The sequence below is a fragment of the Sphingobium sp. 3R8 genome, from assembly GCF_020166615.1.
GTDB lineage: Bacteria > Pseudomonadota > Alphaproteobacteria > Sphingomonadales > Sphingomonadaceae > Sphingobium > Sphingobium bisphenolicum.
In genome coordinates this window covers 16,898-33,440 of the sequence record NZ_JAIQXR010000024.1, presented here as the reverse complement: position 1 = coordinate 33,440, position 16,543 = coordinate 16,898, and the positions used below count along the sequence as shown (strand labels likewise).

General features: G+C 60.9%; 12 protein-coding genes. 7 read left to right on the top strand and 5 right to left on the bottom strand.

Annotation, left to right across the window (positions count from 1 at the left end; translation table 11 throughout):
• The first annotated feature begins 146 nt into the window (after positions 1-146).
• Both K9B33_RS19310 and K9B33_RS19305 read left to right on the top strand, forming a co-directional pair.
• A complete protein-coding gene (locus K9B33_RS19310) occupies positions 147-2,756 on the top strand; it encodes a glycoside hydrolase family 2 TIM barrel-domain containing protein (protein WP_224550753.1) in 2,610 nt (869 codons plus the stop codon).
• Entirely contained in the window at positions 2,753-4,033 is a 1,281-nt protein-coding gene (locus K9B33_RS19305) for an MFS transporter (protein ID WP_224550699.1), read from the top strand. The genes K9B33_RS19310 and K9B33_RS19305 overlap by 4 nt, the downstream gene beginning before the upstream one ends.
• 48 nt (positions 4,034-4,081) lie before the next feature.
• On the opposite strand, the gene K9B33_RS19300 is transcribed toward K9B33_RS19305, so the two are convergent.
• Both K9B33_RS19300 and uxaC read right to left on the bottom strand, forming a co-directional pair.
• On the bottom strand, positions 4,082-5,476 hold the full coding sequence (locus K9B33_RS19300) for a mannitol dehydrogenase family protein (RefSeq protein ID WP_224550698.1): 1,395 nt from the start codon (positions 5,474-5,476) through the stop codon (positions 4,082-4,084).
• Positions 5,473-6,891 carry a glucuronate isomerase gene (gene uxaC / locus K9B33_RS19295; RefSeq protein WP_224550696.1) on the bottom strand — a complete coding sequence of 473 codons (1,419 nt, stop codon included), beginning with the start codon at positions 6,889-6,891 and terminating at the stop codon, positions 5,473-5,475. The genes K9B33_RS19300 and uxaC overlap by 4 nt, the downstream gene beginning before the upstream one ends.
• A 151-nt stretch (positions 6,892-7,042) precedes the next feature.
• On the opposite strand from uxaC, the gene manD reads away from it, so the two are divergent.
• Positions 7,043-8,251 carry a D-mannonate dehydratase ManD gene (gene manD, locus K9B33_RS19290; RefSeq protein ID WP_224550695.1) on the top strand — a complete coding sequence of 403 codons (1,209 nt, stop codon included), beginning with the start codon at positions 7,043-7,045 and terminating at the stop codon, positions 8,249-8,251.
• 64 nt (positions 8,252-8,315) lie between these two features.
• Entirely contained in the window at positions 8,316-9,068 is a 753-nt protein-coding gene (locus K9B33_RS19285) for a FadR/GntR family transcriptional regulator (protein WP_224550694.1), read from the top strand.
• Positions 9,069-9,494: 426 nt separating this feature from the next.
• On the opposite strand, the gene K9B33_RS19280 is transcribed toward K9B33_RS19285, so the two are convergent.
• Positions 9,495-11,810, bottom strand: coding sequence for a TonB-dependent receptor (locus tag K9B33_RS19280; RefSeq protein WP_224550693.1), 2,316 nt, complete (start codon positions 11,808-11,810; stop codon positions 9,495-9,497).
• Between the two features lie 565 nt (positions 11,811-12,375).
• Here K9B33_RS19280 and K9B33_RS19275 point away from each other — a divergent pair.
• Positions 12,376-12,483: an efflux RND transporter permease subunit gene (locus K9B33_RS19275; RefSeq protein WP_224550691.1), complete on the top strand. Its 108-nt coding sequence runs from the start codon at positions 12,376-12,378 to the stop codon at positions 12,481-12,483.
• Positions 12,484-12,705: 222 nt separating this feature from the next.
• Positions 12,706-13,050 (top strand): AsnC family transcriptional regulator, encoded by a 345-nt coding sequence (locus tag K9B33_RS23290; RefSeq protein ID WP_224550690.1) that lies wholly within the window; start codon positions 12,706-12,708, stop codon positions 13,048-13,050.
• Here the strand turns inward: K9B33_RS23290 and K9B33_RS19265 are convergent.
• Together K9B33_RS19265 and K9B33_RS19260 are read right to left on the bottom strand one after the other, a co-directional pair.
• Complete coding sequence (locus tag K9B33_RS19265; protein WP_224550688.1) at positions 12,998-13,315, bottom strand: hypothetical protein; 318 nt, start codon at positions 13,313-13,315, stop codon at positions 12,998-13,000. The genes K9B33_RS23290 and K9B33_RS19265 overlap by 53 nt on opposite strands.
• Positions 13,316-13,377: 62 nt before the next feature.
• Entirely contained in the window at positions 13,378-14,028 is a 651-nt protein-coding gene (locus K9B33_RS19260; protein WP_224550687.1) for a TetR/AcrR family transcriptional regulator, read from the bottom strand.
• Between the two features lie 181 nt (positions 14,029-14,209).
• Between K9B33_RS19260 and K9B33_RS19255 the strand changes: the two genes are divergently transcribed.
• On the top strand, positions 14,210-16,417 hold the full coding sequence (locus K9B33_RS19255) for a beta-glucosidase family protein (protein WP_224550686.1): 2,208 nt from the start codon (positions 14,210-14,212) through the stop codon (positions 16,415-16,417).
• The last annotated feature ends 126 nt before the right edge of the window (positions 16,418-16,543 follow it).

Here is a 16,543-nt window from a genome sequence, read left to right as displayed (position 1 = left end):
GCGCTCCAATGCAGCGTGGTCATACCAGTTTGAAAAACTATCCTGTTCAGGAGAGAGCCTTGATCCCCCATCGCTTATGCACGCTGTCGGCAGCACTGCTCTGTTCGGTCGCGGCGCCGACCGTCGTTCTGGCGCAATCTGCGGCTGTGTCGCCCGCACCGGAAATTCGACAAAGCGTAACCCTGACGTCAGGCTGGGGCTTCCAAATGGGTGACGCAGCCGCGCCGCCCGCCAGCGATACGACATGGCAACCGGTGGAAGTGCCTCATAGTTGGAACCGGATCGGCTCCTACCTGCCCGGCAGTCCCGCAGCCGCGACCCTCAAACGCCCGATCGACCAGACTCAGGGCGTCGGCTGGTACAAGCTGACACTGCCTGACGCGCACCTGTCCGGGGCGCAGCGTCTGTGGCTGGAGTTCGAAGCGGCGAGCCGGACGGCGGAAGTCTGGCTGAACGGGCAAAAGCTGGGCAGCCATGCGGGCGGCTTTTCCGCCTTCCGCTTCGATGCGACGTCAGCCTATCGGCAGGGCGCTGACAATATCCTGCTGGTGAAGGTCGATAACCGCGCGCCCGAAACGCCGGGCGTGCAGCCGACATTGCCGCTGGCGGGCGATTTCTTCGTCCATGGCGGCCTGTATCGCCCGGTGAAGATGATCGTGACGCAGGCGGCGCATTTCGCGATGCTCGATCATGGCGGCAGCGGGGTCTATGCGCAGACACGTAGCATCGACAATGGCAAGGCGGTGATCTCCATCCTGTCGCGCGTGCGCAACGACGCCGGCCGTGCACTCCGTGGTCAGGTAGTTGTGCGGTTCGTGGATCGGGACGGCAAGGAGGTCGCCCGGCAGGCCAGCCCCGTGCAGTTGAGCGCGCGGACCGACGGCGAAGCGCGCATCGACCTGACGATCGACCAGGCGCGTCTGTGGCAGGGCACGGCCGACCCCTATCTCTACACGATGGTCGCGGAGTTTCGGGACAATAAGGGCGCGTTGCTCGACAGCGTCAGCCAGCCTTTCGGCGTCCGCACCATGGCGCTCGATCCCGATCGCGGCTTCCTGCTGAACGGCAAGGTCGTGGCCCTGCACGGCGTGGGCCTGCATCAGGATAGCGGCCAGGACGGCTGGGCGCTGAGCGAAGGCGACATCGAAAAGATGGTGTCCACCATCCGGGAGATGGGCGCAAACACGATCCGTCTGACCCATTATCAGCATGGGCCGACGGTTCATGCGCTGGCGGACAAGCTTGGCCTGATCCTGTGGGACGAGATCCCGCTAGTGACTGCCTGGACGATGTCGCCGGACGAAAAAGAAGCGCCCAAGGTAGTGGCCGATAACGCCCGCCAGCAACTGGTCGAGATGATCCGGCAGAATTACAACCATGCCTCCGTCGCGGTATGGGGTATCGCCAATGAGGTGGATTTCGGCCCGAACCGCCCCGACTTCATCGGCAAGGCGGTGAGCGAGGTGCCCGATCCGCGCGGGCTTCTGACCGATCTCAATGCGCTGGCCAAGGCGGAAGATCCGATCCGCCCGACGGTGCTCGCCAATTGCTGCGAGAATAACGGGATGCCGGGCGTGCCCGACGTGTCGGGGATTACCGACGGGCTGGGCGTCAACCGCTATATGGGCTGGTATTATGGCAAGGCGGAAGATTTTTCGTCCGTGCTGGATGGTCTGCATCAGAAACATGCCGGGCAGCCGCTGGCGCTGACCGAATATGGCGCGGGCGGCGCGACGTCGCAGCATAGCGACGATCCGCAGGGCGGGCCGATCAATGCATCGGGCCGCGACCAGCCCGAAGAATATCAGGCCTGGCTGCACGAGCGCGTCTGGCCGCAGGTTAAGGCAAAACCCTATTTGTGGGGTAGCTGGCTGTGGAACAGCTTCGACTTTGCGACCAAGGTGCGCAAGGAAGGCGATTCCATCGACATCAATACCAAGGGGCTGGTCACCTATGACGGCGCGATCCGCAAGGACGCCTGGTGGTATTATCGCGTCAACTGGTCGGCGCAGCCTGCGGTGCAGATTGCAGGCAAGCGCTATGTCGATCGCGCCTATGGCGTGACCGACGTCAAGATTTACAGCAATGCGCCCGAAACCGAATTGCTGGTCAACGGCACGTCCATCGGCACGATGCGCGGCTGCGCCTTTGCCACCTGCGTCTGGCCCGGCGTTCGCCTGACCGAAGGGCAGAACCGGATCGAAGCGCGCGCGCATTTCGACGGCGGGGTGCAGAGCGACGGCGTGGACTGGACGGTAGGGCGCGACGCAGCGGCCGCGTTCCGCATCGACAGCGGCGCGATACTCGCGGCGGCCGACCCGGCGCATCGCTTCGGCTCCGACGCTTTTTTCGACGGCGGCGCACCCGGCACGGCCGACACACGCAAGAACCGCTACGCGCCGTTTCAGGCCGCCGCGATCACCGGCACCGCCAACCGGGATCAGGCCGCCACTTATCGGTCGGGCGACTTCACCTATCATATTCCGGCCAAGCCGGGCCGTTACACCGTGATCCTGCACTTCGTCGAACCGTCGGCGGAACGCGGCAAGCGCGTCTTCGACGTGGCGATCAACGGTAAGGTAGCGCTTCCTGGCTTCGACGTGGCGGCAGCAGCCGGCGGCACGCTCAAGGCGATCACGCGCAGCCTGCCTGCGACCGCGGTCAAGGACGGCCTCACGATCAACTTCAAGCCCACGGTCGGGGATGCCATCGTCTCCGCACTGGAGGTCGTGCCGATCGACACGCCCCGCCCATGACCTCTTCTGGCAAGAAACCGATCCGGCACCTGCGCTGGTGGATCATCAGCTTGGTGACGATCGGGACGATCCTCAACTATCTGGCCCGCTCGACGCTGTCGGTCGCGGCCCCCACGCTCAAGCAGGAGATGGGGATGACGACGGAAAGCTACAGCTATGTCGTCCTGTCGTTCCAGCTCGCCTATACGATCATGCAGACGGTTGCGGGCACCGTGCTTGACCTGCTCGGCACCCGGCTCGGCTTCTTCCTGTTCGCGGTCGGCTGGGCGCTTGCCAATATGGCGCATGGGTTCGCCACCAGTTGGCAGGGGCTGGCTGTTTTTCGCGGGATGCTCGGCGCGACCGAAGCGGCGGCGATTCCCGCTGGCGCCAAATCGGTATCGGAATGGTTCCCCGCGCGCGAACGCCCGCTGGCGACCAGCGCTTTCCAGATGGGCACCAGTGTCGGGGCTATAGCGGCCCCGCCGATCGTGGTGTTCTGCATCCTCACCTGGGGCTGGGAGTCCGCCTTCATCGTCACCGGCGCGCTCAGCCTGGTCTGGGCGCTCCTATGGTGGGTCGGCTATGAAACGCCCGATCGCCATCGCCGCCTGAGCAAGGAAGAACGCGCGCTGATCAAGGCCGGGCAGGGCGATGCGAGCGATGGGGGGCGCCCGTCCACCCGATCCGAAGTGATCCGGTCGCGTGGCTTCTGGGCCATCGCCATCCCGCGTTTCTTCGCCGAGCCGGCATGGCAGACCTTCAACTTCTTCATCCCGCTCTATCTGGTCGCGGTCTGGAATCTGGACCTGAAAAGCATTGCGCTGTGGGCTTGGATGCCGTTCGTGGCGGCGGACCTTGGGTCGCTGGCCGCCGGATTACTGCCGCCCTGGCTCATGCGGCGGGGCGCGAGCGTGCTGGCGTCGCGCAAGATCACCATGTCGATCGGCGCGGTGTGCATGATCGGTCCGGCCTGCATCGGCCTTGCCGGTTCGCCGGGGCTTGCGATCGCGCTCTTCTGCGTCGGCGGGTTCGCGCATCAGATGCTGAACGGCGCGCTCATTACGCTGTGTTCGGACGTGTTCGACAGCCGCATGGTCGGCACGGCCAGCGGCATGGCGGGCACGATCGCCTGGATCGGCGGGATGCTCTTCACCCTGTTGATCGGGCAGAGCGCCGACATATTCGGCTATTCGCCGCTGTTCGTGATGCTGGGCGCGCTCGACATCATCGGTATGGCGGTGCTGTGGATCTTGTTGCGCAATCGTCCCAAGTCCGCGGACCATCTCACCGCTTGATAGCTTTCCCTGCCCCGGCGCAGGCCGGGGCACATGCCATCATAGCCTCTATCTGCCGAGGGCCTCGATCAACGCGCGCATGGCGGCATCGTTCGCCGTCCAACTCGCTGCGAACAGGCCGCTCTTGCCGAACAGCGCATGGGCGAAGCTGGCGGCCTCCCCCTTCGCCAGCGGGGCCAGCTGCTCCCGCATCGGATCTTCGACAACGCCCCACATGACCGCATTGTCACCGCGCAGGTGGCGACGCCAGGCGGCCAGCGCCTCCAGGATCGCCGGGCAGGTTTTGCCGTCCCGCTGGTTGTTGGCCAGGGTTTCCAGCCAGCGTTGGGGAATTTTCTGGCTGCCATCCATGGCGATCTGGATCAGCCGATGGTTGAGCGCCGGGTTGGCGAAACGGGCGAGCAGCGCGGTCGCATAGGCGTCCAGATCCTGGTTCGGCGCGGCGGCGATGGTAGGGGCCGCTTCCTGCCGCATCAGCGCTTCGATCAGCGGCCGGATCGTCGGATCATCGACGGCTTCATGGACGAAGCTATGGCCGTTTTGCAGACCCAGATAGGCGAGCGCCGAATGCGCGCCGTTCAGCATCCGCAGCTTGGCCATTTCATACGGTGCGACATCGGCCACCAGTTCCGCGCCGACTACGTCCCAGCGCGGACGGGGACCGGCAAAGCGATCCTCGATCACCCACTGGCTGAACGGCTCGGTCACGACCGCACCCTGATCCTCCAGCCCGATCGCTGCCTGCACGGCGTCGCGATCGCCGTCTGTGGTGGCGGGAACGATGCGGTCGACCATGGAACTGGGGAAGCGGCATTCCCGATCGATCCACGCGGCCAGCGCCGGATTGCGCGCATCGACATAGGCGCGCACCAGCCGCTCCAACTGTCGGCCATTATGCGCCAGATTGTCGCAGGACAGCAGGGTGAGGCCGGACAGGCCGCGCTCCGCGCGCGCCTGCAATCCGCGCTCGATGAAAAAGTAGATGCTGCCATCATTGGCGAGCGCCAGATCGAGCGATCCGTCCGCCGCGCGGCAATAGCCTTTTTCGGTGACGGTGAAGGTGACGATATGCGTGTGCGGCGCGGCAAGCGCGGCGATCACCGCGTCCGGATCATCGCTGGCGACCAGCACCTGCCGCACGGACCGTATCAACTGCGTCGTCCGGCCGTCCGCGCTGCAACTGGTGAGCGTGTAAAGCCCGTCCTGGGGATTGAGCTGACGCGCGACACCGGCCGACCGCAGCGACACGCCGGTGATGCCCCAATCGCTGTCGCCCTGCGCCATCGCCCGGTCGGTGTACCAGGCCTGATGCGCGCGGTGGAACGCGCCGATGCCGAAATGGACGATCCCGCACGCCTGGGCATCGCGATCATAGTCGGCCTGCGCCAGCGCGGCGGGCAGGCGGTCCAGCGTCCGGCTGGACAGTAGCGCGCTATCGCTCACAGTTTATAGGCCTTCTTCACCAGATTATAGGTCAGGTCTTGCGCCAGATCGGCCGCTTCCCACTCCGCAATGCGATGTTCGATCACCAGTTGCGCCAGGAAGCCGCAATCGATCCGCCGGGCGACGTCGTGTCGCGCGGGAATCGACAGCAGCGCGCGGGTGTCGTCGTTGAACCCGACGGTGTTGTAGAAGCCCGCCGTCTCGGTCGTCATATGGCGGAAGCGGCGCATCCCTTCCGGACTGTCGTGGAACCACCAGGCCGGTCCCAGTTTCAGGCAGGGATAATGGCCCGCCAGCGGCGCGAGTTCGCGGGCGTAGACGCTTTCGTCCAGGGTGAAGAGGATGATCGACAGGCTGGGGTCGTTGCCGAAGCGGTCGAGCAGAGGCTTCAAATTGGCGACGAACTCGGTCCGCATCGGAATGTCGGCGCCCTTGTCGCGGCCGAAGCGTTCGAACAGGCGCGCATTATGGTTGCGGAACGATCCGGGATGGATCTGCATGACCAGCCCGTCGTCCACGCTCATAGCGGCCATTTCCGTCAGCATCTGCGCCCGGAACAGTTCCGCGTCCTGCGCCGAAAAGCGACCGGAACAGATCGTCTCGAACAGGGCGCGCGCGTCCGCTTCGCTCAGGTCAGCGGTGCGCGGCGTGGGATGGCCATGGTCGGTCGACGTCGCGCCCATGTCCGCGAAAAAGGCGCGCCGCTGGCGATGCGCGGCGAGATAGCCCGACCAGGTGAAACAATCCTCGCCGGTCAGGTCGGAAAACAGACCCAGATTGGTGGCGAAGCCCTCAAATTCCGGGTCGATCACCGGGTCGGGGCGATAGGCGGTGATGACGCGCCCCAGCCAGCCGCCTTCACGCGCATTTTCGGTCCGGATGGCGGCGTGATGCTCCAGCGAATCGAGCGGGCTTTCGGTCGTCGCGATCAGTTCGATGCCATGGCGGTCGAACAGCGACCGGGGCCGCAACGCGTCGGTCGCCAGCCTATCGGTAATCGTATCGTAATAGAGGTCGCTCGTCCCTTGGCTCAAGGAGACTTCCATGCCGAAGACATGCACGAACACCCAGTCGAGCCACATGCGCGACGGCGTGCCCCGGAACAGGTGATAATGTTGCGCCAGCAGCCGCCAGGCCTCGCGCGGGTCCGCTTGCGGGTTGCGCACACCCAGCGCGTCGAGCGGCACGCCCTGCGAATAGAGCATCCGGAACAGATAATGGTCGGGCGTCAGCAGCAGGTCGGTGGCATTGGCGAAGGGCTTATTGCCCGCGAACCAGAACGGATCGGTATGGCCATGGGGACTGACGATCGGCAGGCCCTTGACGCTGTCATAGAGCGCTCTGGCGATCGCCCGCGTGGCAGGGTCAGCGGGCAGTAGCCGGTCGGGATGCAATTCCAGAACATGCGTGGTCATAGATGGTGTCCAGATCCCAGGAGATGTCTCGCCCTCATACGCGATCGGTATAAAGCTTCAAGTTATCTGATCTATTGTCATTAAGAGGTAAGTCCAATATGAAGGCGGCAACATTGGGCGCCATGCTCGCATTCATTTGGGGAGATCGTCAGTGAAGATCATATCGGCCAAGGTCATCGTCACCTGTCCGGGACGCAATTTCGTCACGCTCAAGATCATGACCGACCAGGGCGTCTATGGCATTGGCGATGCGACCATGAACGGCCGGGAAAAGGCGGTGGTCGCCTATCTGGAGGATCATGTCGTCCCCTGCCTTATCGGCATGGACCCGCGCCGGATCGAGGATATCTGGCAATATCTCTACCGTGGTGCCTATTGGCGTCGCGGCCCGGTGACGATGCGCGCGATCGCCGCGGTCGACGTGGCGCTGTGGGACATCAAGGCAAAAATGGCCAATATGCCGCTCTACCAGTTGCTGGGCGGCCGCAGCCGCGACGGCATCATGGTCTATGGCCATGCCAATGGCAGCGACATCGCCGAAACCGTGGACGCGGTGGGGCAATATATCGATCTTGGCTACAAGGCCATTCGTGCGCAGACGGGCGTGCCCGGCATCAAGGACGCCTATGGCGTGGGCCGGGGCAAGCTGTTCTATGAACCCGCCGACGCGGCGCTGCCGTCCGTCACCGGCTGGGACACCCGCAAGGCGCTCAACTACGTGCCGAAGCTATTCGAAACGCTGCGCGACATCTATGGCTTTGGCCCGCATCTGCTGCATGATGGCCATCATCGCTATACCCCGCAGGAGGCCGCCAATCTGGCCAAGATGCTGGAACCCCATCAGCTTTTCTGGCTGGAAGACGTGACCCCTGCGGAAAATCAGGAAGCCTTCAAGCTGATCCGCCAGCACAGCGTCACGCCGCTGGCGGTGGGCGAGATATTCAACACGATCTGGGACGCGAAGGATCTGATCCAGAACCAGCTCATCGATTATATCCGCTGCACCATCGTCAGCGCGGGCGGGGTCACGCATCTGCGCCGCATCGCCGACCTGGCGGCCCTCTATCAGGTGCGCACCGGCAGCCATGGCGCGACCGACCTGTCGCCCGTCACCATGGGCACCGCGCTGCATTTCGACACATGGGTGCCCAATTTCGGCATCCAGGAATATATGCGGCATACGGAGGAAGCCGATGCCGTCTTCCCGCACGACTATCATTTCGACAAGGGCGAACTCTTCTGCGGCGAAACGCCCGGCCATGGCGTGGACATCGATGAGGATCTGGCCGCCAAATATCCTTACAAGCCTGCCTATCTACCGGTTGCGCGGCTGGAAGACGGCACCATGTGGAACTGGTAAATGGCGCATCGGAAGATTGGTAAGATGACTTGCGAACCGCCATGCCTTGTGACATGTCCGTGGCATGGCAGAACGTTTGAAATTATATCAGCGCGTGGCGCTTGAAATCGAGCGCGGTATCCAGGACGGTGTGCATCAGCCGGGATCCCGGCTGCCGCCTGAACGCGATCTTGCCGAACAGTTCAACGTCAGCCGCCCGACGATCCGGGAAGCGATCATTGCGCTGGAAATCCGCCAACTGGTTGAAGTTCGGCACGGTTCAGGTGTCTATGTCGTTATCTCCCCGCCGAATATTCGGGCTACAGCGGAACTGAACGTCGGCGCTTTTGAACTCATCGAAGCGCGACTAATGTTCGAAGGGGAGGCAACGGCGTTGGCCGCGGCCGTCATGACCGACGACGAATTGGTTGAACTTAAAGCAATATTGGGCCGCATGGAAGCGGCGGACCCGGCATCGGCCATTGAGCTGGCATTGGATCGAACCTTCCATCTGATGATCGCTCAGGGGACGAAGAATAGCCTGATCGAACAGGCGGTCGAGCATCTGTGGGATTTACGGGAATCATCGCCTCTCTGCCGGCATATGTTCGAGCAGGCCCGGCAAGGCGGAATCAATCCCAGGCCCGATGAACATCGACGCATTTACGATGCACTAGTGGCGCGCGACAGTGATTTGGCGCGATCGGCAATGCGGGACCATCTTACCCGGGTATCGGAAGATCTTTTGGCTGTCACTGAGCTGGAGATGATCGAGAATGCCAGGAAGGAAATTGGCAGTAAACGACAGAGATTGTCAAACGGAAGATTGGCTCGGTAAGTTTCTGCCAGATTGCGATCAAATATATGGTCGGAATACAGTCTTTGATATTATTGCATCAATTAAACAGGCTGATAATATTCATATATTTGATTGCAGCGGTAAATGATAACATGTCGCTCCTGGTAGGATGCTGCCATCTGTCCGGCCTTCGCCGGGCAACGCCCTGGCCACGGGCCAGTATCTAGAATTTGCAGGCGAGGTCCATTGCAGTTGAGCCCGTTTGGCCAGCGCTCAGACATTGCCCGGTTCCTCCAGCCTCGATATCCCGCTTCGACCACCTGCGTTCTTCGAGGACTCTGGTAGCCGTCCCCGCTACGCAGCGACCGCTACCAGAGTTTTGTAGTCCTCTTTCGTCGTCAATAATGCCCATGCGGGCTAGCTTGCTGGCGGGCGTGCCAGCGCTTCCAGTTCTCTAATTCGACGTCACCATTTGAAATTGATTGTTGCGCCAAATTCGCGCGGATTCATCACATTGACCAGGCGGTAACCGGAATCATAGGGGATAGCGCCCGTCGGGCCTAAAGGCTGGGAAGTCGGTGAAATGCCGTTGCCTAGCGAGATATTTGTGATCCGCTTCTGGTTGAGCAGATTGCGCGCGAATGCGGTCAGTTCCCATCTACTGTCCGGTCCCCGAACGCCGAGGAAGAGGTTGAGCAGTTCGCGGCTTCGATAGTCATAATTCACCTGATCCGAATGGAAGCCCGGACGATAGGTGAAGAGGGCGCGGATGAAAGGCGTATAGGCCCCGGTCGGGATTCGCAGTTCCGTATTCGCGGTCAGGCTGAAATCGGGAACCTCCGCCATCCGGCCGCTAGTGCGGCAGTAGCTGACATTGCCGGTTCCTGTGATTTTCGGCGTACCGTTCTGATTGGGCGAGCCCGATCCGTCAAAGTCGTTGCAAGGCACCAGCGCATTGCTGAAGCGGGCACGTGTATATGCGGCGGAAACATTCATGTCCCATGTATCGATAAAGCGCGTATCGATAGATGCCTCTATGCCTTTGACTTTGGCGTTTGCGTTATAGTTGAAGTCGAAACCACCATTGGTGCTGTCGATGGCGTTGTTGATCGCTGGACCCGTCGCGTCACACTGACCGTTGATTTCGGGGCAATTATATTGGATGGCCGTGAAACGGCTGAGAAACCCGTTGAACTTCTGGTAAAAGGCCGCGATGGAGTAATTTATCCTGCGGTCCATGACGGAGCCCTTGAGGCCGACTTCGAACGAGTCTGTCTTTTCTGCCCGCGTGCTGATCAGATCGTCGCTGATCGCGGCGGGCACCGATACGCCGGTGCTGCCCGCGCGGAAGGAATGGCCATAGGCGAAATAGGCGTTCATCGTGTCGGCAAGCGCATAGTTCACCGTTGCGCCGCCCGTAATGGGTTTGTTCACGCGCTTCTGGAGATTGGCGGGGATGATTTCCGTTGGTCCCACGGTCAGCACATAATCGGCCGGAGCGCCCGGAAATGGAAAATCGGGAAACGGTCCCAGATCCAGCGTCTGCTGTGTCGTCTGAATGGCCTTGAGGATCGAATAGCGAACGCCACCTTCGATCGTCAGCGGGCCGGTCTTGTAGCGCAGGTTGGCGTTGAACGACCAGGTCCGGGTATAGACCGGCACCACGACATGAACGCCTACCGGAAAGCGGTTGGGAATGGTCGTGCCAGGGATTAAACCATTGGGATCGAGCGGAAAGGAGAAACTGTCGTTGCGTTGGTCAACAATAGTGGTTCCGGTCTGCTTGGTGTAGAAGATGCCGAGGCCGCCTCCCAATCCTTCCTGATTGTTGGTGCTCCAGCGCAATTCGGCCGTGTCCACCTTATAGGGGGTAATGACCTTGGAAGCCTGGATATAGTTGGGCACGGCATTGCTTGGGTCCAGGTCGCGCTGAATCTTCAACTTGCTGAACTGATGCGCGCCCACGAAGGATAGCGTCGATCCCCCCAGATCATAGTCGAAGGCCAGATTGACCAGATGGGTCTCGTTCTGGTTGCGAAAAATGCCTTCGCTGACTGCGCCATAATCCGATGGACTAAGATTGGGGCCGGAGACGAAGCTTGGGTCCTTGAGAGGAAATCTGACGAAGATGGCCGGGCTGTAGACTGGCTCGTTTCCACTGCCGACCAATTGCTGGAACTGGCGATTGTCAGCGGTCAGATATTGATAGGTGAGATAGGCGCTCAAAGCGTCGCTTGGGCGCCAGCCCAATGTGATGCGCGCGCTTTCGGTCCTGCTGCGCGAACGCTTGCCGAGGTTTACGTTTGTGACATTGTTCAGGCGATTGCCGTCGACCAAGCCGGCCACGCGGATCGCCAGCGTGTCGGAAAAGGGGAGGGAGACACCGCCCTGGACGTTGTAGCCCGCACGATCGGTGGCGGTCGATTGCATGAAACCTTCGATCGTGTCGAAATTCGGGCGGCGGGTGCCAATGGTGATTGAACCAGCGGGCGCCGACAATCCACGCAACAGGCCCTGCGGACCGCGCAGTATCTCGATCTGGGAAATGTCGTATAGTGCGGTATAGGCGGTCTGCGCGTCGGTTGGAATCTCATTATAATAGACTTGGACGGCAGGAGCAGTGCCCTGATCCGGATCGAAGGTGACGCCGCGCAAGGTTGTAGTGTTGTTGCGACCGGTCGTATTCGTCAACTCCAAACCGGGCGCGAGTTGCTGCACGTCTTTGGCGTCGAAAATATTGAATTTCTGTAGTTGCTCTCCCGTCGCGACATTGACGGACATCGATACTCCTGAAGCTTTTCCTCGCGGCGGGTGGCCGTAACAATTATCTCTGTATCCGTGACTTGAGCGCTGACGATTTCAGGCAATGTAAGGGCCAAAAGGCTGCAGCACAGCAATAGGCTGCGCGAAACACGCTTGGTTCGCATGGATATCCTCCCCATTATGCTCGATCCGCCTTTTTTGCTGGATCGAACAGAGGCATTTTCTCAATGCCTCTGTGCGTAACTTATATACATGATGGCGACGCGTGTAAAAGGGTATTTGCACGGCTCCGACCGATATTGTGATCGGGCGTTTTTCGATGTCAGCTCGGACAGGAAGCGATGATTTAGACTGTCTTTATCTATCTAAAAGCTTATAAAAGTAACAATTCGTCTCGGCAATGTTTAGTTTATGGCGCTGGCTCTCCGGATGCCCATCTGTCGGACTTCGCAGGCATCTGACAAAAATGATATTAGAAATGGCGCCGTCATGGAATTTGAATATGCGTAGAAAATCAGAAAATATGATACGATTATATCGAAATTGTGCCACCAGTATTCTATGCGCGCCGCGGCCCATCGTGATGACGATCGTGGCGCTGGCGATGATAGGTGGCCTCATCACGTCGACGGCGCTCTCTCTCATCTTCGTGCCGGTCGTTTATGAAATCGTCGAAAGCATCGAGCACTAGATTGCGCGCAAAGCGACACGCCTGGTGACGCCGCGTAAGCCCGGCGACGACGACCCGATCCCGATGGCGCCAACGTGACGGATAGAAAAAGATGAATCCGAAAACAGGCTTGCTTAATCGAACTATATCGTTCAATTATAAGATGCCTTCTAGGCATTTCTCCTAACTCATCTTGGGCCGGTCGTCAGACTGGCCCATTTTTTATCAGATGTCGTTGGAAGGATGGTCCGACTGACGGGGCATTTGGGGAGCAAATTGCAGTGTAAATCAGGAGAATGCGGCCCCCCGGCACTGCGGCGGCTGGACAGGCTGGACGCCGCAATCATCGCTATTCTGCGCATCAACGGTCGTGCAACCACTCGGGAAATCGCCTGGCATCTGTCGGTGGCCGAAATGACGGTTCCCGTGCGATTGAAGAAAATGGAGGATGCCCGCGTGAGCGCTGGCGGAATGCGTATCGGACAAAAAAGGCGCCCGCTGGGGCGCCCTTTTCGTCTCATGTTTGTCGCTCTTTTCAGTGCAGCTTGGCAAGTTCAGCGTCGATCGCCGCGAGACGGGCATCCGTGACCTCGTCCGGCGAATATTGCTGAATGGCCTTCAGGGTCATTCCGCGAGCCATGTCGACCTGATCGTTGGTGGTCAGGCCGGGGATGTGCTTTTCGATGATAGCCTTGGCGACAGGATCGTCGAGCAATGTGCCGAGATCGGTATCCGTAGACGTATATTTCGGCTTAGCCGGGGCCGAAGATGCAGGAGCAGATGTCGTCTGGGCCAGCACGGGCGTGCTCGCTAGTGTCAGAGTCACAGCAGCGGCAATCAGGAAACGGCGCATGTTTCGGTATCCTCCTTATCGATAGAGGGTCATATCGCACGATACCGTTCTAAATTCAAGTCCTACCAAAGGGCTCTGGCCGCCATGAATAGATCGGTGGTTCCGTCTGCTGCTCCGATGATTTCTTCCAGCGTGATGGGGTGTTCGCCGCTTTCCTGTAGATGCCATCCGGTAATGGCGGACACGAACATGCGTGCGATGGTTTCGGGCTGGCGGGCAGGAATGCCGTCCCTTTCGGCGGCTTCTGCGATATCCCGGGCGATCAGGCGCACGATGTAGAGATAGCCCGCCTCGTACATCGCCTTCGACAATTGCGGGAAGCGCTCGCGCGTGGCGAAGAGCAGGCGCTGAAATGCGAGGACTTCGGGCTGGGTTACAGAATGCGCGATGGTATGGCCGTGATGTCGTAAACGCTCCCCGATATCTTTGCTGAGCAGGTGATCCTGTTGCGCTGCTTCGGCGGACCACTGGTTCACCCTGTTCTCGACGATCGCTGTGAACAGTGCTTCCTTGGAGGGATAACGGGCGTACAGCGTCCCTTTGGAGACTCCTGCGACAGCAGCGATATTCTCCATTGCGACAGCATCGTAGCTGCCTCCAAGAAACATATCGCGGGCGGTCGTCAGGATTGTCTGCTCAATCGCAGCCAACTGATCGGCGGTAGGACGGCCCCTTTTGGGCACGAAGGCTTTGGCGGTGCTTTTCTTTGGCATGTCGCCCCTTTTTTGGCCGATGCCGGGATTGGAAGCAATGATGGAGATAGGAAATCGACCGTCATGCCATTAATCGAACGATATCGATCGAATATTGACCGGGCAACAGAAGCGCGTTATCCCAGCCCCATAATCAATGGGTGGCCGCCGGCCTGCCCTGTCGAGGGGATAGCAGACCATCATGACCAAGCTACCTGCCGCGCTTTGCCTGGCTCTTATTGGCAGTATTTCGGCGCAAGCCAGGGAAGAAACTGTTCCCGCAGACCGGCGCGCAGAAAATGCGCTGGCGGAAATGACCTTTGCGGAGAAGCTGCGTCTTCTCCATGGCCCTATCGCCGCCATGGTCGCTCCGGCGAAGCGTCCCCAGGGGATGACGGTCGGCGCGGGCTATGTCGAGGGGGTGGAACGGTTAGGTGTTCCGATGCTGGTTGAAACGGATGCCAGCCTGGGCGTTTCGAACCTGATGGATATGCGCAAAGGCGAGGTGGCGACGGCGCTTCCATCCGGCATGTCGCTGGCTGCCAGTTGGGACCCGCAGTTGGCGCGCGCGGGCGGGGCGATGATCGGGGCGGAAGCGCGTGCCAAGGGGTTCAACGTCATGCTGGTTGGCGGCGTCAATCTGGTGCGAGATCCGCGAGCGGGACGGAATTTCGAATATCTGGGCGAAGATCCGCTCTTGGCGGGTATTCTGGTTGGCGGGCAAATTGCCGGGGTCCAATCCAACAATATTATCGCCACTATCAAGCATTATGCCCTCAATAATCAGGAGACTGGCCGCAATGTCGCTTCGGTCGAAATGGACGAGGCGTCGATGCGGGAAAGCGATCTGCTGGCCTTTCAAATCGGCATCGAAAGGGGCGATCCGGGTTCCGTGATGTGCAGCTATAATCGGGTGGGTGGCATCTATACCTGCGAACATCCATTTTTGCTGACGGACGTGCTGCGCCGGGATTGGGGTTATAAGGGCTTCGTCATGTCGGACTGGGGCGCCGTTCATTCGACCGAGGCGATCCTTGCGGGCCTCGACCAGCAGTCGGGCGAGCAACTGGACGGAAAGCGCTATTTCTCCGACCTGCTCGTCAAGGCGGTTGAGGAGGGCAGCGTTCCTAGAACTGCCATCGATACCGCTGCACGGCGTGTCCTGCGCGCCATGTACGCGCATGGCGTCGCGGACCATCCGCTGCAACCTGGACAATCGATCGACTATGACGCGCATGCCGCCATCGCGCAGCGCGCCGCCGAACAGGGCATCGTGCTGTTGCGCAACGAGCAGAACATGCTTCCGCTTGCGGCGTCGGTCAGGCGGATCGTCGTCATCGGGGGCAATGCCGATATCGGCGTGCCGGGCGGTGGCGGGTCGAGCCAGGTTGCGCCGGTCGGGGGCTTGAAGCGTGTGACCAAGGGCGCGTCGAGCGGTCCCGCCGCCGGCTTCGCCAAGCGCGGCTATGGCGGTACGGCGCCACTCGACGCGCTGCGCGCCGAATTGCCGGATGCGGACATCCGCTATCTGGATGGCAAGGATGTCGCGGCAGCGGCCGGGGCGGCCGGGGCGGCGGATATGGCGATCATCTTCGCCGAAAAATATGCAGCGGAGGCCATCGATCAGCCCGACCTGTCGTTGGGGGAAGGGCAGGACGAATTGATCGATGCGGTCGCGAGCGCCAACGGCAAAACCGTGGTGGTGCTTGAGACCGGCAATCCGGTTATCATGCCATGGCAAACGAAGGTGTCTGCGATCCTGTCCGCCTGGTATGGCGGGCAGCGTGGGGGGGCGGCGATCGCCCGCGTGCTGACAGGTAAGGTCAATCCTTCGGGGCATTTGCCGGTGACGTTCCCTGCGTCGGTGGAGCAACTGCCCAATCCGGTACTTCCCGGCTCCAACGCGCCAGCGGCGGACAAGGAAACCCGCGCTGTATATGGGCTCCAGGCCGGGACCAAGCCGTTCGACATTCATTGTCCCGAAGCGTCAGACGTCGGCTATCGGTGGTTCGACCGGAAGGGCGCGAAGCCGCTTTACCCCTTCGGCTATGGCCTCAGCTATACCAGCTTTCGCTATGAGGGACTGAAGGTCACGGGCGGCAAGACCCTGACGGTCCGTTTCACAGTGACCAACAGCGGCAGCCGCGAGGGTGCCGATGTGCCGCAAATCTATGTCACCCGGCCCGGCAAGGCGAAACGGCTGATCGGCTGGGCGAAGCCGGACCTGAAGCCAGGCGAAAGCCGAGAAGTAACGGTTATAGCCGATCCCCGCGTGCTGGCCGATTTCAATGCCCGGACGCAACGCTGGGAAATGTCGGCAGGGAAACTTAGGGTTGAGGTTTCGACGTCCGCCTCCGATCCGGTGTTGACCGGCGTGGTCCGGCTCGACCGTATCGATCGGAAGCCCTGAGCCATGATTCCGGCGCCGACTGCCGAACCATCATGGGCGAGCCGGCGGGTGACGCTATCTCGGTCGGCGCGCTCCATCGCATGTTATGATGATGCGCCCGCATTTTCTGAGGCCGCGGGTTTGCGG